This is a genomic window from Desulfuromonas sp. DDH964 (assembly GCF_001611275.1).
Taxonomy (GTDB): domain Bacteria; phylum Desulfobacterota; class Desulfuromonadia; order Desulfuromonadales; family DDH964; genus DDH964.
The window spans coordinates 2,018,668-2,038,952 of the sequence record NZ_CP015080.1 but is presented as its reverse complement, the minus strand read 5'-3'; the positions used below and the strand labels follow the sequence as shown (position 1 = coordinate 2,038,952).

The following is a 20,285-nucleotide window of genomic DNA, read 5'->3' as shown; positions in this document are numbered from 1 at the left end:
CGCCGACTAGACCGGCACTTCCCTCCAGATATCGGAAAGGGGGAAATAGAGGCCAGCGCGAATTTTTCTTTCCGGCTCAAGCCCCTGGAACAACTGAGCATAGCATGCCAGCTGGGATCGGTAGCGGTCAACCTCGGCGGCAAAAAAAGCGTCCGGGTTCTCGCCCGGCGGCGGTTCGCTGGTCTTGTAATCAACCACCCAGCGAACTCCCGACTCATCGACGAAAGTCCGGTCCACCACCCCGGCCAGGGCCGGCCCTGCCAGGCCGACCTCACACCCTGCGTCGGGCCACGACCGGAGGATTCGTCGGCCATGAAGACCGGAGACCGCGCTTCTCATGCCGGCCTGCACGCGGTGCACCGCTTCCTTCAGGTCGGCACCGGTCACCCCCAGGCGCTGTAACCGGTGGCGCAACTCTTCTTCCAGCCCTTCGATTCGCTTCAGGTCCCAGGCGGCAAGGCCATCGCGGGCAATTCTCTCAAGCATTGCATGCAGCACCGTCCCCGCATGCCTGCGCGCCAGTCCGGCCGTCTGCAGGACCTGGTCATCGCCGGAAGCGGGGCGGATCGGACTTGCCGTCGGCAGCGGCAGCGACTCGAAGTCAGGAAGAGCCCAGGTGGCAGGCAGCCGTCGCAGCTCCGATTGTGCCGGGGGCTGGTTCGGGGCGGCCACTTCAACCGGCAGTTTCAAATCGTGAGTGGCAAAGGATGCGGCAACCGCAGGCCACAATGACTCCAGCAGGGAGCCGGCAGGGGGACGTGCTGATCCCGTTGCATCGAATTCACAATGGCCGAGCAGGTAGAGACGTTCCCTGGCCCTGGTTGCGGCGACGTAGAGAAGACGGACAACCTCCAGGGTCTGGCGCTCCGCCTCGAGATCGCGAATGGTTTTGTAAATCGGGTCTCCCTCCCCCCCGGGGGCGGGAATCGGCGCCAGCAGCAGGCCGGTGGCCGGCAGTTCCAGCCAGGCGAGGAGCGGCGGGTCATCCTTGCCGGGCTTGCGTCCCAGCCCTGGAATAATCACCGTATCGAATTCCAGCCCCTTGGCTTTGTGAATGGTCATCACCTGCAACTGACCGCTCGCCTTGCCATCGGGGGCCGCATAGAGACGTTGCAGCGCCTCGGCAAGAGCCTCCAGGGTTTCGAGATCGCCGCCCCGATCGAGTCGCTGCAGCAGGGCAAAGAACTGTTCGGCATCCTCCAGTTCGCCCCCGGGATAGCAGGCGGGCCCGCCAAGGGCGAGCCAGCACCCCTCGACCAGACGCCGCAACCCGAGGCGTCCCCGCTGGCGCCGCCCCCGTTGCAGCACGGCGAAGACCCGGCCGGCCCGCTCCCGGCCATCTGCGGAGAGGGTCTCAAGCCGACCGGGATCGGCGAGAAGTTCGGGCAGGGTCGCCGCCGCGCGCCCTTCGACCAGCCGGGCGAGGTCGGAGAGGAGCAACCCGCACCAGGGGGCGCGCAGAACGCTGAGCCAGGCGAGACGGTCCCCAGTGTGGAGCAGTGCATGGGTCAGCGAAACCAGGTCGCGCACCAGCGGACGTTCGGCAAGCAGGTCGACATCCTGGGCCAGGTAGTCAATGCCGGCTCCCCGCAGCAACGGCAGGATGTTGCCGAGGTGGCTGCGCGCCCGGACCAGGATCGCAACCCGCTCCCCGCGCCCGAGGGCTTCCCGGGTCAGCGCCACCACCTCTTCTCCTTCGGCGGCGTCATCCCGTCCCTGCCGGGGGAGGATGGTGACGGCACCCTCTCCCTTCCCGGTGGCGAAGGAAAACGCCGGAGAATAGGTGACAGCGCCCCGGGTAATCTCCTCAAAACGCGGAAAGATGCTGGCGAAGGAGGCATTGAACCAGTCAACGAGAGACGCGCTGGAGCGAAAATTTGTTTCGAGGTGAAGTGCTTCGAGGGGAACGGTACCGACCCCTTCCCTTCGGGCGCGGAGAAACAGGCCGACCTCCGCTTCGCGAAAACGGTAAATCGATTGCATCGGGTCGCCGACCAGGAAGAGGGAGCGGCCATCTCCGGGCGACCAGCCTTCGGTAAGGGTCTCCAGCAACCGGAACTGGAGATAGGAGGTGTCCTGGAATTCGTCGACGAGCAGGTGCCGGATGCCGGCATCGAGACGCAGCAGCAGTTCACTCGGCGCATCGCCATCACTCAAACCTGCCAGCGCCCGCAGCGCCACTTCGGCGAAGTCGGTTTCCCCGGAAGCGGTAAAGACAAGCCAGAGTTCGCCAGCGGCCAGACCGAGCAACTCGACCAGGTCCTGGAGAATCGACCACTGCTCCTCGCCGTAAAGGGGAGCTGGCAGGCTGCGCAGCCGATGCAGCCAGGAAGCGAGTCCAGGCATAGCGTCACTATCGAGGCAGTCCTGCATGGCCGCCTTCATTGCCGCCGCGGTATCCGCTTTCCCCGGAGGAAAGCCGCAGCTTTTATCGAGCCGTCGGCGCAAATCCCCCTTCGCCGTAAGGAGCAGGTCGGCAAGTCCCTGCCAGAGAGGGAGATCTTCGGCGCCCGCACCGGGCCGGTCGGTGACGGCCGCCAACCGCCGCAAGGGCCGCTCTGCTTCGAGATTACTGGCGGCATAGCGGGCCAGCGGCGCCAGTTGCTCCCACAAGGGCCCGGGCAGGAGAGATTCGCTGAGAGCGAGGATTTCTTCGACAAAGGCAGCCAGGGCTCCCTCCAGACCGCGGCGTTCCTGGTCGACACTGCGACCGGCGAGGTGGCGGAGCCATTGGTCCCGTCGCTGCAACATGCTGACCAGCAATCGTTCAAGTCGTTCCTGGCGGTTGTCAAGATAGGCCAGCACCCGGGCCCCGGCATGGGCGCCGCTGCGCTCCCCGCCGACCCGCGCCAGCACCCGGCGGGCGGCCTCCCGGTAGAGGCGCTGCGGATCATCGGTCACCCTCGGCACGCCACCAAAGCGGGAGAGCCAGGGCATGCGACGCGCCAGTCCGGCATTGAAACTGTCAATCGTCTGGATCGCCAGCCGCGATGGTGTGTCCAAAAGATTCCAGCCGCGAGCGCCATCCCGGGCCATGACCTTTCCGGCGAGTTCCCAGGTCTGCCGCGCATGGTCTGCTCCGGGCGCCGGCAAAGAGGCTGACTCAAGAGCTTGCAGCAACCGGTGCCGCATTTCCCCCGCCGCCTTGCGGGTAAAGGTGATGGCGAGAATCTCTTCGGGCTGTTCGACGACTGCCAGCAGGGAGAGGATGCGCTGCGTAAGCAGTTCGGTCTTGCCGGAACCGGCCGGCGCCTGAACGATGAAAGATTGAGCGGGATCGAGGGCCCGCAGGCGTGCAGATTGGTCCCTTACCCTCATGGCAAGTCCTTCTCGCCGGCGCTTCCGTCGGGCCTGTCGCCGATCCGACAAAATCCCTGCAGGTCGCAGTAGCGACAGGCTTTCTTGTCACTGACCGGATCGACGGCCGCAGCACCAGCCAGCACCTGGCGGCCGAGCTCATCGAGGCGTAGCCGCCAGCGCCCGAGGAGCTCGGCCCAACTCCCCAAACCATGCCTGCCAGCCTCCCGGGACTCTGCAAAAGGTCGGATGCCGGCAAAAATTTCACCTTCCCGCGCGACCCCCTTGAGGAGACACTCGCCACGCCGGACCTGGCCGATGGCGATTCCGGCCAGTTGATCGACGTTTTGGCCAACCGCATAGATCGGCAACTGCGGTTCCAGCAGGCGTTCCCCGAGCAGGTCGTCAAGATCGACCTTGCCGGTCTTGTAATCGAGGATCAAACTGCGGCCGTCGGCAAGGATATCCCGGCGGTCAATCTTGGTTCCAATCGACAAGCCACCAAACTCCGCCTGCTGTTCCTCCTCGACAAAACTGGCCACCGCTGCTGCCGGTCGTTCGAATTCGATCGCGGTCAGCCATTCGTTGACCAGGTTAGTGAGCCGTTCCCGTTCAATCGTCAACTGGGCCGGAGCAAGAACCCGCAGCGGATGTTCGAAATGACGGGCGAGCGCTTCATCGACGCTGGCCGCAACCTGGAGGTGCCGTTCCTCTTCACTCCAGAGCCGCAGCTGAGCATGGCCGGAAACCCGGCCCCAGAGGAGCTCCAGGCAGGTGTGAACCAGAGTTCCGCGGGTGGCCGGGTCGATTCCGGTGACCGGGGTTTCGAGGGCTCGCGCACCGAGCCGGTGACGGGCAAAACCACGAAACGGGCAGAGGGCCTGGTCGCGCAGGACGGCTGTGCCACCAGGCAATTCGCTCCCGGCCGGAAGCGCTGGACCGCCCGGGTCCGTGCAGCCCTGCAGCGCCGCGCCCTGCCGCTCCAGGCAGGGCGCCGGGGCCACCGTGGGGGCGAGTTCCGGCGCAACCGGGAGGATCCCCGCCAGCAGGGGGCTCGGACGGAGGGGACAGCCCGCTTCCTGCTGCGGATAACTGCAGACTACCCGCGGTGCCGTCGCCAGCAGCCTTTGCAGCACCATCCGGGCATAGCCCGCCTCGCGCCCGGCATCGGCGTGAGGCATGCCGAGATCGATCTGCAAACGCCTTGGCAAAAAGGGATTGGGGCGAGGCGGAGGTGGCCAGGCATTTTCGTGAAGACCGAGAATCCAGAGGTGGTCGAAGGAGAGCCCTCCCGCTTCGAGAACACCGCACACCTGAATCCCCGGGTTCGGCATTTCCAACTGAAACTCCTCCTCCAGAGCAAGTCGGCGGAGCAGCCCCACGGCCTCCTGGCGATCGAGGGGGCGGCAGATGCCGTCAAGACTGGCAAACCGGGGGAGCAGTTTTTCCTCCCAGGCCTTGACGACCTGGAAGTCACGGCTGTCGAGGGGGCGGTCGCCAGGCCAGCCGACATTGTTCAGGACGCTGCGAAAGTGCTGAACCCAGAAAGCCGGTGTTTCCTTTCGCCCCAGAGCTGAGAAGCGAAGTAATTCTCTGAGGATACGGGCGAACCCGGGGGGAAGCGCCCATGGCGAACCGGTCGCGGCCAGCAGCCCCTGCAGGGGAACACGCTCACGGCGGAGTCGGCGCAGGGCGACATCGAAACGGGACCGTGCCGCCTCCTCCCGGACTCCTCCGCCAAGGTAAGGGGTTCGCAGCAGCACTCCGAGTTGTCCGCACTCGGGTTCCCTGTCACAGGAGAGGAGCTGCAGCGCCGCCATTACCGGCCCCTGCTGACCGAGAGGGACGCCGAGGGAGAGTCCGAACCGCCCCTCCATGTCGTCAAGGGCGAGCAGTCCCAGGGGATCGAGTTCTTCAAGAAAGATCTGGTCGATGAGGTCCCGATAATTGGACAGGTCGGGAGCAACAACCCCGATCCGGCATTCCCCCTGGCCGAGAAGATGCCGAACCCAGCGTGCTGCGGTCCGGACCTCGGCAGCGGCATCGTCACAGGCGCAGCTGCCGGACTGAGCGATGGGAGCCCGGGGCGGCGGCAAAATCTCGACCCGATTGGAATCGGCGACAAGGGTGGCGAGTCGGCTCATACCGGGGGGCAATTCGTCAAAACCGACCAGCAACAGAAATGGAGGGGGAGGCAGTTGGCCCGTGGCGAGAGCCGCCAGGACCCGGTCGGTGCTGGCCGCACCGTCCAGCCAGCCCCTTTCGTGGAGCCGTTTCAGATAGCCCTGCCGCCAGCGGAGAAATGCCTGGTGATCCTCACTCAGCAAGTAGTTGCCGCAATTGCCCCGGTAGTCGAGCAACAGCTGATGAGCCTCCTCGGCGCGGCTGGCGCTGGCGGCCACCTGCAACAGGTCGAGACCGGCCGACCTGGCATCGTTTTCGATCGTCTCCTCCCAGAGGCGGCGGGAGGCTGCCGGTGTGAGAACTCGCCAGTCGTCGCCCAACAGCACCAGCTGACGGTTCACCCAGTCCTGGCTGCTCATGATCGCGGGCGATAGCCAGGCGGTCCTTCCGCGAGTGACCCGCTCCTGCCGATAAAGGTCCAGTAAATGGCGCGCAAGACGCCGGGTTGCGGTCAGCACCAGGGCGCCGTCGCGCGCCGCACCCAGGATCTTGGCGCTGAAATCGTCGTGGTTCAAATTTTGTTCCTCGGATCCCGGGAAATAATCTGCCAGGCGGATGCAGCCAGGCAGGCGATGATGATGCCAACAGCATTCGCCAGAAGATCATGAAAATCGGCGACCCGGCCCCGGCCGCCAAGAAACTGCAACCCCTCGATCATGGCACCGAAGAGGAGCGCGGCGGCGCCGGCCAGCAGCCAGGCATACCGCTGCCGGGGCCATAATCGCAGGGCGCTGTTTCCCGCGAGCAACGTCAGCAGCAGGTAAGCGATGCAATGCTGGAACTTGTCCCAGGAGAGAAGGGTGCTATTAAGCCGGGGCGGGTGGGGCGTCAGCGACAGCCAAAGCACCAATCCGGCCCAGGTGAGACAGCCGGAAATCCAGAATAACGTCGATTTTCTTGGCAAAAAATTGTTCTCCAAAAAGAAGGTGAAACCAGTACCCACGATACCGGAAATCTCCGGCAAACAAAAGGGCCTTCAGCGATTTCCGTTGCCCGCAAATACCTTGGATGTTATAAATTAGTCCCTCAAACCCTTCTAGTAACGAGGCTCACTTGAACCGTTCCTTGCTGCGCCGCATATGGGTCACCATTTCCACCTATGTCATAGGGTTCTATGCGTCTTTCATCAACGACCTGAAGATTCATGGCACCGGGCACCTGCCCCGCAACGGCGGGGTCATGATTGCCGCCAACCATATCACCGGTTATGAAACCGTATTTCTCCCCTGGGCCCTGTGCCGGGCGCAACCGTTTCAGATGGTCTGGGCCCCGGCGAAGGAAGAGCTCTTCAAAAATCCCCTCCTCGGAGCCATATTTCGTTCCTGGGGAGCATTTCCGGTAAAAAGAGGGAGAGATCTTAAGGCGGGTCGAATTCTGGAGGATCTGCTGCGGGTGGACAAGGTGATGCTCTATCCCGAGGGGACCCGCCACCCCGACGGCCAATTGGGGCGTGGAAATCGCGGGGTCGGCAAATTGATCTACACGGTTCAACCGGTCGTCATCCCGACCGCCCTCGCCGGTCTCAACACCTGGAAATTCCCGGGGGTTCGTCAACCGGCGAGCATCACCTTTGGTCCCCCCCTCGATTTTTCCGATCTCTATGAACGGGAAGACACCAAGGAGACACATCAGCTGATCGTCGATCGCCTGATGGCGGCCATTGCCGCCCTTCTTGGCCAGGAGCCGCCCGCCTGACGCCCTCCACCCTCCCCGGAAAACCCAAAGCAACCTAAGCTGGCCCGGTCTCAACCGGGGCATCGGCTACCAGTTGGATAAATCGGTCCGTCAATTCAGGGTCGAGACTTCTCCCGCACAATTGGCGGAGGATTTCTATCGCCTCTTCCAGGCTCTTCCCCTCTTCATAGGGCCGGTCGGTTCGCAGCGCATCGAACACATCGGCAATGGCGACGATCCTCGCCTCCAGCGGGATTTCCGCCCCTGTGATTCCATGGGGGTAGCCACTGCCGTCAAACCGTTCGTGATGATAGAGGATGATATTGACAACTTCTGCCGGCAGGTGGGCCTGGGTTGCGACCTCCGCCCCCCAGCGAGGATGGTTGCGCATGGTTTCCGTTTCGTTGGCGGTCAGCGGCCCCTTGTAGTTGAGAATCGATTCGGGCACCCCGATCTTGCCGCAGTCGTGGAGCCAGCTGCCGAATTTGATTTTGCGGGAACGATCCTCGCTGAAATCGAGGGCCGCCGCCAGGCGCAGAGCATAATCGGCCACCCGTTCGCAATGCCCGCGGGTATAGGAATCCTTCAGTTCGATGGTCTGGGCAAGGGCCAGCAGGGTCGACTCCTCGGCGTTGCGCATGCTGCGGAAGAGGAGGTGACGGGCCAGGGCTTCTTCGATGATATTGCGCAGGATCTGATTTTCCCAGGGTTTTAGCAGGAAGCGAAAGACCTCCCCTGAATTGATGGCCTGCAAAGCCGTCGGGAGGTCGCCATGTCCGGTCATCATGATGCGTACGGTATCGGGCGAAACGCTGCGCGCCTTGACCAGCAGTTCATCCCCCTTCATCCCCGGCATCAGCTGGTCCGAAACCATGACCGCCACATCCATGCGCCGCAGGATTTCCAGGGCTTCACTACCGCTGGTCGCGGTCAGGACCTGGATATCGGACTTCTGAAACAGCCGCTTGAGCGAGCTGAGGATGTTCTCTTCGTCATCGACAAACAATACCGTTCGCGACATGGGCCCTCCCATTGCTGGACACAACGCAAGGAAATACATCTATTATTCAATATTTGCATCGGATTCTAACATATTTCCGGAAAAGGTAAATGGCCGGCATTATCCAACCGGGTGAATCCAAACCGAATCAGGCCACAGCGTTGCTGTGGCCTGATTCGGTTGATTTCCCCGATATCGATGCCAGGTCAGTTGTTGAGATAGAATTCGAATTGTCGTTTCTTGCCGTCGGCCAGCTTGCTCCCAACCTTGAATTCGTATTTTCCCGGCCCCGGAAGGGCGATATCTGCGCCGAAATGCCCCTGCATACCCATCAACTCGATGGGACCGGCCTTGAAATCATTGGGGCCTTCAATCTTGACCGCGACCTTGCCGGTGTCGATTGGCTTGCCGGTCGCGACATCAGAGAACATCACCATGAAGTGGTGCGTCCCGGGCATGCCCATCTTGGCCATGGCTTCCTTGACGTCCTTCAGGTGCGCCATTGCCTTGACGCCACCCTCAGTCTCTTCCCCAAGCATGATCATGTTGCCAGACATAGCCATACCGCCATGGTCCATCCCTTCCATCTTGCCATGGTCCATCCCTTCCATCTTGCCATGGTCCATCCCTTCCATCTTGCCATGGTCCATCCCTTCCATCTTGCCGTGATCCATGCCTTCCATCTTGCCGTGATCCATGTTACTCATCCCCTCGTGACTCGCAGCCAGGGCGTACACGGGCAGCCCCATGAGAAATACCAGGCTAACGATAGCGATCCGTTTCATACTGAATCTCCTTTTCGTGTATTGGGCAATCATGCCCCTGGAATATCTTTGCTCCGTTAGTTTAACATAGCGCGAAGCTGTCAACTGTGCGACCCGGGAAGTCATTACTTACCCAGGTGATAGCAGCTTCCGTGCCCGATCTCCTTTTCCCAACGTCCTACCGTAACCGTCCGTTCTTTTTAGAAATTTTTCTCCCAATTGCGACCTTCCTTATACACCAGGTTCACCACCTGGTCACTGCTGAAGGATAATCTAAATGTCATTGTGGAATATTCTGCACCCATGCCTCGTCTGGACCGACGCGAAACCTGAAACCTGGTCTTATTCCGAACCGGCAGTCTCTTTCAAGAGCTGGCACATCTATGGCACATCTATCCAACGCTTACTGCCGATTCGAGCTGCCAATCCGGAAACATGCCCTCTCAGACCTCACCAGGCGCGATCTCGGCCTTGGTACGAATCCGATAGAGCTTCTCAACCGGCATCACCGCCACCAGACCATCGCCGGGAACCCCGGCGTGGGCAGCTTCGAGAATCGCCGCAACAACGCCATCTACCTGGGACTGCTGGGAAAATATCTCGATCCGGGCGTTGCTGACCAGCCAGTCCCCCTTGCAGAGGTTGGCATATTCGCCATACCCCTTGACCTGAGAGACGGTAATCCCCCTGACACCCAATTGCTTCAGGCGATCTTCGACCTGTTCCAGCACCGAACCGCGGATGATGGCCACAATCCTTTTCCATTTCATAGACTTCCCTCTCTAAAGATGTGAACCCTTGGAGCTACAGTCTGAGTTTTCGTAACCGCAACGCATTACTTACCACCGAAACCGAGCTGAAACTCATGGCGGCAGCAGCAATCATCGGACTCAGCAGCAGGCCGAAGAAGGGGTAGAGCACCCCGGCAGCGATCGGCACGCCGAGGGCATTATAAAAAAAGGCGAAGAAGAGGTTCTGGCGAATGTTGCGCATGGTGGCGTCACTGAGCCGTCGTGCCCGGACAATGCCCCGCAGATCGCCCTTGACCAAGGTGACGCCGGCACTCTCCATCGCGACGTCGGTGCCGGTTCCCATGGCGATTCCCACCTGCGCCTGGGCCAGCGCCGGCGCATCGTTGATGCCGTCGCCAGCCATGCCTACCTTGCGACCTTCCGCCTGGAAGCGCTTGACCACGGCCACCTTCTGATCGGGGAGGACATCCGCCTCCACCTCGTCGAGTCCCAGTTCGCTGGCAACGGCCGCGGCCGTGGTGCGATTGTCCCCGGTCAGCATGACAATGCGGATCCCCTCTGCCTGCAATTGGCGAATCGCCTCCGGGGTCGTCTCCTTGATCGGATCGGCGACGCCGAGGATCCCGGCCACCGCGCCATCGACGGCGACGTACATCACCGTCTGCCCCGCCGTTCGCAGTTCTTCCGCCGGCTCGGCCAAGGGGCCAGGTTCAATACCGAGCTCGTCGAGGAGCTGGAGATTGCCGAGGGCCACCTGATGACCGTCAACCCGGCCGGTGACCCCCTTGCCGGTGAGAGAAGCAAAATCCTCGGCCGCCGCCGGGTCGGCGCCGCGTTCCTGCGCGCCGGCAACGATCGCCGCTGCCAGAGGGTGTTCGCTCCCCCGCTCCAGACTGGCCGCCAGGCGCAGCAAGGTGGACTCGTCGCCGCCGGTGGCAACCGACACCGAGACCAGCTTTGGTTTTCCTTCGGTGAGGGTACCGGTCTTGTCGACCACCAGTGTGTCGATCTGGCGCATCACCTCAATCGCTTCGGCATTCTTGAACAACACTCCCAGACCGGCGCCCTTGCCGGTGGCGACCATGATCGACATCGGGGTCGCCAGTCCCAGGGCGCAGGGACATGCAATGATCAGGACCGCAACAGCGTTGATCAAAGCGTGGGCAAGGCGCGGTTCCGGGCCGAACCAGGCCCAGACGGCAAAGGTGAGCAACGCGGCAGCGACCACAGTCGGCACGAAGTAGCCGGCAACCTGATCCGCCAGTTTCTGGATCGGCGCCCGGCTGCGCTGGGCAGTGGCGACCATCTGGACGATTTGTGCCAAAAGGGTTTCCGAGCCAACCCGTTCGGCGACCATCACCAGTGAGCCGGTAGTGTTCACCGTCGCACCGATAACATGTTCCCCGACACCTTTCTGCATCGGCATCGACTCGCCGGTGACCATCGACTCGTCGACGGAACTGCTTCCCTCGACCACCTTGCCATCGACCGGCACCTTCTCACCGGGACGAATGCGCAACCGATCACCCGGCTGCACCTGATCGAGGGGAACGTCCTGCTCGCTGCCGTCCTGCTCCAGGCGACGGGCCATCTTTGGAGCAAGTCCGAGCAGGGCGCGAATGGCGGCGCCGGTCTGGCTGCGTGCCCGCAGCTCCATCACCTGCCCCAGAAGGACCAGGGTAACAATCACGGCGGCCGCCTCGAAATAGACTGCGACCTCCCCGTCGGCGCCGCGAAAGGCCGCCGGGAACAGGCCGGGAAAGAGACCCGCAATCAGACTGTAACCGTAGGCGACACCGACTCCCAGCCCGATCAGGGTAAACATGTTGAAATGGCGACTGACCAGAGACTGCCAACCACGCACGAAGAAGGGCCAGCCCCCCCAGAGCACAACCGGCGTCGCCAGGGCCAGCTCAATCCATCCCAGCACTCGCGGCGAGCCGAGTCGCTCGACCGGTACTCCCACCATCGGTCCCATCGCCAGCAGCAGTTCAGGGACCGTCAGCACCAGGCAGACCCAGAAGCGCCGGGTCATATCGACCAGTTCGCTGTTCTCCTCTTCTCCTGCCGACACCGTTCGCGGTTCCAGGGCCATGCCGCAGATCGGGCAGGACCCCGGCCCCTGTTGCACCACCTCGGGGTGCATCGGGCAGGTGTATTCCCGAGAGGACTCCGCGTCCGTTGGTTCGGGCGATTGCGGCTTAAGATAGGCCTCGGGGTCGGAGCTGAACTTTTTCAGGCATTTGTTGGAGCAGAAGAGATATTCCCGCCCCTGGTAGCTGAAGCGACCGGCGTTTTTCTCTTCACTGACGGTCATGCCGCACACAGGATCCTGCAGAGCTCCCTTTTCAAGGGCATCGTCCCTACTCATGGATATCCTCCAGTCCCGTCGGTGTGAAATCATGGGAGAGTTTCAGCCCCCGCCACATGAAATAGATGACCGGGAAGACCAGCAGTTCCATGAGGCCGGAGGTGACCACCCCGCCGATCATCGGCGCGGCAATCCGTTTCATGACATCGGCGCCGGCGCCGTGGCTCCACATGATCGGTACCAGGCCGGCAATGATTACGCAGATGGTCATGACCTTGGGGCGGATCCGTTTGACCGCGCCATGATGAATCGCCTGGGTCAGGTCGCCAAAAGTCTGCATCCGGCCATTTTTCAGCCAGAGTTCATAGGCAAGATCGAGGTAAAGGAGCATGACGACCCCGGTTTCTGCCGAAATCCCGGCCAGTGCGATCACCCCGACCCAGACCGCGACGGAGGTGTTGTAACCGAGCAGGTAGAGGTACCAGAAACAACCGACCAGCGAAAGCGGCAGAGCGACAAAGATGATACCGGTCTTCACCAGGCTCTTGGTATTCATGTAGATGATAACCAGAATGATCAGCAGCGTCAGCGGGATAACCACGATCAGGGTCGCCTTCGCCTTCTGCATATATTCGTACTGGCCGCTCCAGACGATGTTGTAACCGGCCGGCAGCTGGACCTTTTCGGCGATGATCTTCTGGGCCTTTTCCACGTAGGAGCCGACATCACTACCCTTGAGATCGACGTAAATCCAGGCGGTGCGCCGGGCATTCTCGCTTTTGATCCCCGGGGGACCCTTCTTGATGCTGATTTTGGCCACCTGGGAGATGGGGATATGCTTGCCACCGGCGATCGGTACCAGCACCCGTCCCAGCGCCTGCAGGTCGTTGCGGTAGTCACGCTGGTAGCGGATATTCACCGGGTACCGTTTCAGCCCCTCGACCGTCTGGGTAACGTTCATGCCGCCGATGGCCGAGCTGATAATATCCTGCACATCCCCCACGGTCAGACCGTAGCGTGCCAGGGCATCCCGATCGATCTCGTAATCAAGATAGTTGCCGCCGACCACCCGTTCGGAAAAGGCGCTTAATGTGCCGGGAATATCACGGACAATCGCCTCGATCTCCTCCCCCAACCGGGAGAGGGTTGCCAGATCATCGCCCATAATCTTGATCCCGACCGGGGTTTTGATGCCGGTGGAGAGCATGTCAGTACGGGTTTTGATCGGCATGGTCCAGGCGTTGGTCAAACCGGGAAACTGGATCGCTTCATTGAGCCGGTTTTTCAGTTCCTCCACGGTAATGGTGCTCTCTTCCGGCACGATCCAGCGCAACGGTTTTTTCACCCATTCGAAGGAGTCGGACCAACCGCTGTAGAACCGCTGGTGATGAACCTTGCTCCAGTCCTCTTCCGGTTTAAGCATAATCGTCGTTTCCAGCATGGAGAGGGGTGCCGGGTCGGTGGCGGTCTCAGCCCGTCCGACCTTGCCAAAGACGTGCTCTACCTCGGGGAAAGTGGCGATAATCCGATCGGTCTGCTGCAGCAGTTCCTTGGCCTTGCCAATCGAGATTCCCGGCAGGGTGGTCGGCATATAGAGCAGGTCCCCCTCGTAAAGCGGCGGCATGAACTCCGAGCCCATTTTTTTTAGCGGGATGATGCTGCTCAGGGTGATGAGCAGGGCGACAATCAGTACCGACCAGCGCCACTTGAGAACGAAATCGACCACCGGATGATAAAGGCGGATCAGTACCCGGTTGATCGGGTTCTTTTCTTCGTCGGGGATCTTGCCGCGAATGAACCAGCCCATCAGTACCGGCACCACCGTCACCGATAACAGCGCCGCCGCTCCCATGGCGTAAGTCTTGGTATAGGCCAGGGGCTTGAACATCCGCCCTGATTGCTCCCCAAGGGCAAAGACGGGGAAGAAACTGACGGTGATGACCAGGAGGGAATAGAAGAGCGCAGGTCCCACCTCCTTGGACGAGTTGGCGATAATCTCCCAGTGCGGCTTTTTGCCGCGATCGCGCTCGAGATGTTTGTGGGCGTTCTCGATCATAATGATCGCCGCATCGATCATCGCGCCGATCGCGATGGCGATACCGCCCAGGCTCATGATGTTGGCGTTGATCCCCTGGAAATGCATGATGATGAAAGCCATCAGAATCGCCACCGGCAGGGTGAAGATCGCCACCAGCGCGCTGGAGAAGTGAAACAGGAAGAGAGCGGTCACCACCGCGACAACGATACTCTCCTCAATCAGTTTTCCCTTCAGAGTCTCCACCGCCCGCTCAATCAGGCCGGAACGATCGTAAACCGCCTTGATCCGCACCCCATCGGGGAGCCCCTGCTGCAGTTCGGCCAGCTTCTTCTTGACGTTTTCGATGGTCTTCAGGGCGTTGCCGCCAAAGCGCATGACGACGACCCCGCCGACCGCCTCCCCCTGCCCGTCCAGTTCCGCCAGCCCGCGGCGCAGTTCCGGTCCGATGGTCACGGTGGCCAGATCCCGCACCAGGATTGGCGTCCCCTTCATATCGGTGCCGACGACGACCCTTTCGATGTCCTCCTTCGACTTCAGATAGCCGAGCCCGCGCACCATGAATTCGGTTTCGGCCATCTCCACCAGACGCCCGCCGACATCGTTGTTGGACCGCTGGATCGCCATTTTGAGTTGGGGGATGGTGATGTGATAGGCGAGCAACAGGTCGGGATCGACTTCCACCTGATACTGTTTGATGTAGCCACCGATGGAAGCAACCTCGGAAACACCCTCGACGGCGGTCAGTTCGTAGCGCAGAAACCAGTCCTGGATTGAGCGAAGCTGTTGCAGGTCGTGGTTGTCGCTCTCCAGAACATATTCATAAACCCACCCGACTCCGGTGGCATCGGGGCCGAGGCTCGGGGTAACACCTTTGGGGAGCTTGCCGGCGGCGTAGTTGAGATATTCGAGTACCCTGGAACGAGCCCAGTAAAGGTCAGTACCATCGTCAAAGATGATGTAGACGAAAGAGAGGCCGAAGAAGGAGTAGCCGCGCACCACCTTGGCCCCGGGGACAGCGAGCATCTGGGTGGTGAGGGGATAAGTGACCTGGTCCTCGACCACCTGCGGTGCCTGACCGGGATATTCGGTGAAGACGATGACTTGCACATCCGACAGGTCGGGGATGGCATCGATGGGTGTATTGAACATGGTGTAGAGGCCACCGACAATGATAAAAAAAGTCAGCAGAGCCACCAGAAATTTATTCTTGATCGACCAGTCGATAATTTTTTCCAGCATGTCAATTCCTTATCCGCAAAGGAGGTAAAACCTTAACCAGTTTACTGGAACAGGTCATCCAGCTTTGCCGGAGTCTTCCCTTTTTCGTCCTGAAACAGGTCATTCACCTGGTCGGCGCCGGCAGCCTTCCCTGGAGGCGTTGCTTCCACAGCCTTGGGTTCGAGCATCTTGGCGATCGTCTCGCGCAGCTTGCTCTCCGAGTCCAGCATGAATTGGGCGCTGGTCACCACCCGTTCCCCCTCCAGCAGCCCCTGAACGATCTGCAGGTTCCCCTGGTCGTCCTGCACCCCGATCTTCACTTCGCGCGGTTCGAACTTCCCGGTGTCACGGGTAACAAATACCGTATTCTTCGCCCCGGAACGGAGGACCGCCTCGACGGGGACCGTCAGGGCGTTTTGAACCGGGCTGGTTTTGAGATGGACATTGACGTACATGTCAGGTTTGAGTTCGAAGCCGGGGTTGTCGAGAACAAACCGTCCCTTGACGGTACGCGTTTTGGGCTCGACGTAGGGATAGAGATAGCTCAGGGTGGCGGAGACTTTTTTACTTCCGACAAAGGGAAGAATGATATCGGCCTGCTGCCCGACCTTGACCCAGGGGAGTTCATATTCATAGATATCGGCCAGCACCCAGACCTGGGAGATGTCAGAGATGGTCATCAGATCCATGCCACTCTTGACGGCCTGCCCTTCCTGAACCATTTTCATCGAGACGATGCCGCTATGGGCCGCGTAGAGGGGCAGGCTCTTTTCGACCTGGCGGGTCTCTTTCAGGCGAGCAATCGATTTCTCGGATATATCCCAGAGCTGCAGACGACGCCGGGACGCTTCAAGGAGTTGCCGGCCGCTCTCGGCAATCTTGGGAAAGGGCGATTGGGCCAGCGCCTCCCTGTTCTTCAGGGCAAGCAGATATTCCTCCTGGGCACTGACCAGGTCGGGGCTATAAATCTCCAGAAGCTTCTGCCCTCTCTTCACCTGCTGGCCGGTTTCGTTGACATAGAGTTTTTCCACCCAGCCGTTGATCTTGGTATTGACCGTGTACTGCTTCGGCTCCTGATAACCGACCAGCCCGACGGTGCGGATGGTCCGCGCCAGGTCCCTACGTGTGGCCAACGCGGTTCGCACCCCCATGTTCTGCATGGTCACCGGATCGATGGAAATCACCGCACCGCCGGGCGCCTGATCCTCGTAGACCGGCACCAGATCCATCCCCATGGGCGATTTTCCCGGTTCATTGCGGATGTAGGTGGGATCCATCGGCGCCACCCAGTATTTGATCTTGCGCTCACCGGACGCGGCCGGCCTTGCCTCCGCCTCCCCTCCGGCCGTTCCTGCCTTTAAGGGGGTCAGGGCCATGCCGCAGATCGGACAATTGCCCGGCTCGTCGGTAATGATGAAGGGGTGCATGCCGCAGGTGTACTTGCTAGCAGCCAACGCCACCCCCGGTTCACGAACTTGCCAATCGTTCATGGCCACAATACATTGCGCCGCATACCAGCCAACACCTGAAAGGAGCAGGACCAGAGTCAGGGCGGAAATCAGCAGGGGTTTGCGGGCTCGCTTCATGGTTTCATCCTGTCGGTTGATGGATTTTGCAGCGCCGCCGTTCCGGAAAGGGTCACGCCGGTGGCAGCTTCAAGCTTGGCGACATTGCGCTGATAGTCGGACACGGCGCGCTGGTAATCGAGTTGGTAGCGGTAGAGAGACATCAGACTGTCAAGGAGACTGAGAAATTCGACCTTGCCGACCTGGTAGGCCGCCAGGCTGGCATCGAAGGATTGCTGCGCCTGGGGGATGATTCCGGTGGCAAAGAGTTGGACCAGATCGCGATTCTTCTCGAGTTGGGCATAGATATCCTGAATGGATGCACCGAGCTGGTTGCTGAAGTCCTCCAGCTGGCGGCGCGCCATGCGCAGTCCCGAATCAGCTTCGGCCACGGCTTCGGAGCGCTTTTCCTGCCAAAGTGGCAGATTGATGCCGAAACCGGCGCTGACGAAGTCGGTGCCGCGATCGGGCAGGCCATCGTCCCGGAATCGGTAGCTGGCCCAGAGATTGAAATTGGGGAGATAATCGAGCTTGGCCAGCTTGCGTTGGCTGGCGAAGCGTTCGATCAGGGACTCAAAGGAGGCGAACATCGGCCGGTGTTCGCGGGCTCTCTCCAGCAGCGCCGCCGGGTCGACTTCCACCGGGGTCATGGCCAATTCGGAAACCGTCCCCAGGGGCTGTGCCGCTGGTCGCGCCAACAGCCGGTTGATTTCAGCCAGAACGCTGCTGCGCTGCTGGCGCAGGGTCAACTGCCTGTCGATCAATTGCGACTGCGCAACCTGTGCCTTGAGCAGATCCTGCTGCAGTCCCGTCCCCACCTCGTAACGGGTTTTGGTGAGGCTGACGAAATTTTCCAGGATATCGAGGTTTTCTTCATTGACCGCAATCGCCCGGTCCTGGAAATAGAGCCGGTAATAGGCATCCTTCACTTTTTGGGCGAGCAGCAGCTTGCTGTCCTCGTAGACCGACTGATACCAGCGCGCCTGCTCCTCGGCCTGATTTCCCTTGGCCGCAAGCTTGCCCGGGAAAGGAAAATTCTGGGAAAGCTTGATCTCATTGCCGGTCATCGCTGTCTGATCAGCCTGGAAACTGTCGATCGGATAATTGGAAAAGGCCACTCCAAGCATCGGGTCATCGAGGGTTCGGGCTGCTGCGACCTTGTGCCCGAACAACTCCCAGCGGTCCCGGGCAGCCTGCAGATCAGGATTGTTCGCAAGCGCTTCGGCGACCAGTTCCTGCAGCACGGGCGGAGCGGGGGACTGCTCCACGGCGAGGACGGCTGGCGCCAGGCAGAGACTGGCGACAAGGAAGAATAATACAGGGGTCCAGAACTTCATGGGCTCAACTCCGTAAGGAATACCAGCGGCTATTGATGTCTTTTATAGTATGCCATTTCTTTATTTGGTGGTCGCAGGGCTCACTCGCCCCCCCGGCGAAAAGCATCGGCCGAAAGGTGCCTCGTCTCTCCCTGTTGGCGACCAGCTTCAGATACAACTCTACAGATTCCATGCCACAACGCAACCTATCGATATCATACTATTTTCAGTTCAGGTTGTAGCTGCAGACAGACCATTCTGAGGAATATTCCTCGATTCTTCGTCGAATATTCCCCAGAGCCCTGACCTACCCAATTCAGGTCTTCCCGCTCTTGCTTTGACCATCGATGAAGTTCGCGGACCTTCCCCGGAGAACGAAAAGAGGGCGACTGAAGTAGCCGCCCTCTTTTCGTTCTCCGTAGGTAACCAGTCAGGGCCCATCGGCAGCTGGTCCAATAATCTGGGTCTGGTGATTCAGCCGCGCATTGGGAACCGACCCGCCACCGACCACCGAGGAACAGGCGGCAAGCACCAAAAGAGCCAGGGCCAATGTCACGGTTTGCGTCAATCGTTTCATGATGATTTCTCCTTTCCAGGGGTTAAGGAAACACTTGAACAGAGAGTGTTTCAATCAGCGTGCCAACCCTGGAACACCGATACCATTTGTTTTTATTGATTTTTTTTCAGGTGAAATATTACTGAGTGAAATTTAGTGGAGGATTTTCGTCGACGCTGGAGACTATTCGAATTTCCTGAATGGCGGGGGTTGAAGTCTTTCCGGAAAGGGCGTGGAGTCAGCGGACAGACCGGGTTTAGTTATTTCGTTATGCCAAATTTTTCCATACGGTAAAGCAGGATGTGGCGCGGGATTTTCAGAAACTCAGCGGCCCGGGTTTTGTTCCAATCGTTTCGCTCCAGGGCCTGCAATACAGCCTCCTTTTCCAACTCTTCCAGGGAATATCCCTCTTCCGGCAACTGAAGAATTTCCCTGGCAGCCAATCCCCTGTTCTGCCTGATCCTGGGCGGAAGTTGACTCTCCTCAATTGTGTTGGACGGGGCCAGGACCAGCAACTGTTCAATGGCATTTTCAAGCTCCCGAACATTGCCGGGCCACCGGTAATCACGCAGGGACTGCATGGCGGTCGCCGTGAAAGTCACCTCGGATCCGCGGCCGAATTTCTCCAGGAAATGATCTATCAGTGCCGGGATATCTTCCCGCCGCGCCCGCAGGGGAGGAAGGCTCACAGGAATTACGGCGATCCGGTAATAAAGATCCTCACGAAAGGTGCCCTTGGCAACAGCAGTCTCGATATCCAGGTTGGTGGCGGCAACGACCCGGACATCGACCGAATGGCTCTCTCCCCCGACCGGTTCAACCACCCGTTCCTGCAGGGCTCGCAGCAGTTTCGGCTGGAGTTCCAGCGGGAGGTCGCCGATCTCGTCCAGAAAAATCGTTCCCCCGCGGGCGAGTTCGAATTTGCCGGCCCGATCCTTCACTGCACCGGTGAAGGAGCCCTTGATGTGGCCAAAGAGCTCACTTTCGACGAGATCCCTGGGGATCGCCGCGCAATTGACGGCGATGAAAGGGCCCTGGGCCCGCACACTCTTCTGATGAATGGAGCGGGCGACCAATTCCTTGCCGGTACCGCTCTCCCCGAGTATCAACACACTGGCTTCGCTAGCGGCGACTTTTTCGATCAGATTCATCACCGAATGCATCGCCTGGGACTGACCGACTATAGCCTTGCGGGGGGTGACCTTCGCCGCGCTACTCTGCTCGGGCATGGATGCCTGGATGGTTTGGAAACGGGTGGCTTTGCTGACAAGCTCCTTGAGCTGATCGAGGGTGAAGGGCTTGGCAAGATAGTCGTAAGCACCCAGTTTCATAGCCTCAACCGCATTCTCAATCGACCCGAAGGCGGTAATGACGATCACCAGGGTAGCGGGCCTTGCCGCCTTGACCTTTTTGAGGATGGTGTAGCCGGAAATGTCGCCAAGCCGGACATCGGTGATAACCAGACCGGGTTTGAACCGGTCGAATGCCTTGAGTCCCTCCTCGCCGTTGGCGCAGGCGACGACTTTATGGCCGGCCTGGCGCAGGGTGAATTCGATAATCTTGCGCAACGAATCATCGTCGTCGATTACCAGAATAGTTTCGTGTGCCAA

13 protein-coding genes are annotated in these 20,285 nt (G+C 60.3%); 1 reads left to right on the top strand and 12 read right to left on the bottom strand.

Annotated elements, in window-relative coordinates; genetic code table 11:
- Positions 1-6: 6 nt before the first annotated feature.
- Genes DBW_RS09290 through DBW_RS09280 form a run of 3 tightly spaced genes read right to left on the bottom strand, consistent with a single transcriptional unit; the run spans position 7 to position 6,445 of the window.
- A complete protein-coding gene (locus tag DBW_RS09290) occupies positions 7-3,318 on the bottom strand; it encodes a UvrD-helicase domain-containing protein (RefSeq protein ID WP_066727146.1) in 3,312 nt (1,103 codons plus the stop codon).
- Positions 3,315-5,996 carry a PD-(D/E)XK nuclease family protein gene (locus DBW_RS09285; RefSeq protein ID WP_066727144.1) on the bottom strand — a complete coding sequence of 894 codons (2,682 nt, stop codon included), beginning with the start codon at positions 5,994-5,996 and terminating at the stop codon, positions 3,315-3,317. Before DBW_RS09285 ends, DBW_RS09290 begins: the two co-directional genes overlap by 4 nt.
- Complete coding sequence (locus tag DBW_RS09280; RefSeq protein ID WP_066727141.1) at positions 5,993-6,445, bottom strand: VanZ family protein; 453 nt, start codon at positions 6,443-6,445, stop codon at positions 5,993-5,995. The genes DBW_RS09285 and DBW_RS09280 overlap by 4 nt, the downstream gene beginning before the upstream one ends.
- An 89-nt stretch (positions 6,446-6,534) precedes the next feature.
- Between DBW_RS09280 and DBW_RS09275 the strand changes: the two genes are divergently transcribed.
- Positions 6,535-7,176, top strand: coding sequence for a lysophospholipid acyltransferase family protein (locus DBW_RS09275; RefSeq protein WP_066727138.1), 642 nt, complete (start codon positions 6,535-6,537; stop codon positions 7,174-7,176).
- 34 nt (positions 7,177-7,210) lie between these two features.
- Here DBW_RS09275 and DBW_RS09270 read toward each other — a convergent pair whose 3' ends face one another.
- From DBW_RS09270 to DBW_RS09235, 9 genes are all read right to left on the bottom strand, one after another.
- A complete protein-coding gene (locus tag DBW_RS09270; protein WP_066727136.1) occupies positions 7,211-8,176 on the bottom strand; it encodes an HD domain-containing phosphohydrolase in 966 nt (321 codons plus the stop codon).
- 185 nt (positions 8,177-8,361) lie between these two features.
- Complete coding sequence (locus DBW_RS18780; RefSeq protein WP_066727134.1) at positions 8,362-8,940, bottom strand: hypothetical protein; 579 nt, start codon at positions 8,938-8,940, stop codon at positions 8,362-8,364.
- 422 nt (positions 8,941-9,362) lie between these two features.
- On the bottom strand, positions 9,363-9,689 hold the full coding sequence (locus DBW_RS09260; protein ID WP_066727132.1) for a P-II family nitrogen regulator: 327 nt from the start codon (positions 9,687-9,689) through the stop codon (positions 9,363-9,365).
- Positions 9,690-9,723: 34 nt separating this feature from the next.
- Positions 9,724-12,042 carry a heavy metal translocating P-type ATPase gene (locus tag DBW_RS09255; RefSeq protein WP_082820278.1) on the bottom strand — a complete coding sequence of 773 codons (2,319 nt, stop codon included), beginning with the start codon at positions 12,040-12,042 and terminating at the stop codon, positions 9,724-9,726.
- Positions 12,035-15,259: an efflux RND transporter permease subunit gene (locus DBW_RS09250; protein WP_066727129.1), complete on the bottom strand. Its 3,225-nt coding sequence runs from the start codon at positions 15,257-15,259 to the stop codon at positions 12,035-12,037. Before DBW_RS09250 ends, DBW_RS09255 begins: the two co-directional genes overlap by 8 nt.
- Before the next feature lie 41 nt (positions 15,260-15,300).
- Entirely contained in the window at positions 15,301-16,824 is a 1,524-nt protein-coding gene (locus DBW_RS09245) for an efflux RND transporter periplasmic adaptor subunit (RefSeq protein WP_066727128.1), read from the bottom strand.
- Positions 16,821-18,140: a TolC family protein gene (locus DBW_RS09240; RefSeq protein WP_066727126.1), complete on the bottom strand. Its 1,320-nt coding sequence runs from the start codon at positions 18,138-18,140 to the stop codon at positions 16,821-16,823. Before DBW_RS09240 ends, DBW_RS09245 begins: the two co-directional genes overlap by 4 nt.
- 409 nt (positions 18,141-18,549) lie before the next feature.
- Positions 18,550-18,696, bottom strand: a complete 147-nt coding sequence (locus tag DBW_RS18525) for a hypothetical protein (RefSeq protein ID WP_157471855.1) — start codon at positions 18,694-18,696, stop codon at positions 18,550-18,552.
- Between the two features lie 239 nt (positions 18,697-18,935).
- Positions 18,936-20,285 carry a sigma-54-dependent transcriptional regulator gene (locus DBW_RS09235; RefSeq protein ID WP_231875313.1) on the bottom strand — a complete coding sequence of 450 codons (1,350 nt, stop codon included), beginning with the start codon at positions 20,283-20,285 and terminating at the stop codon, positions 18,936-18,938.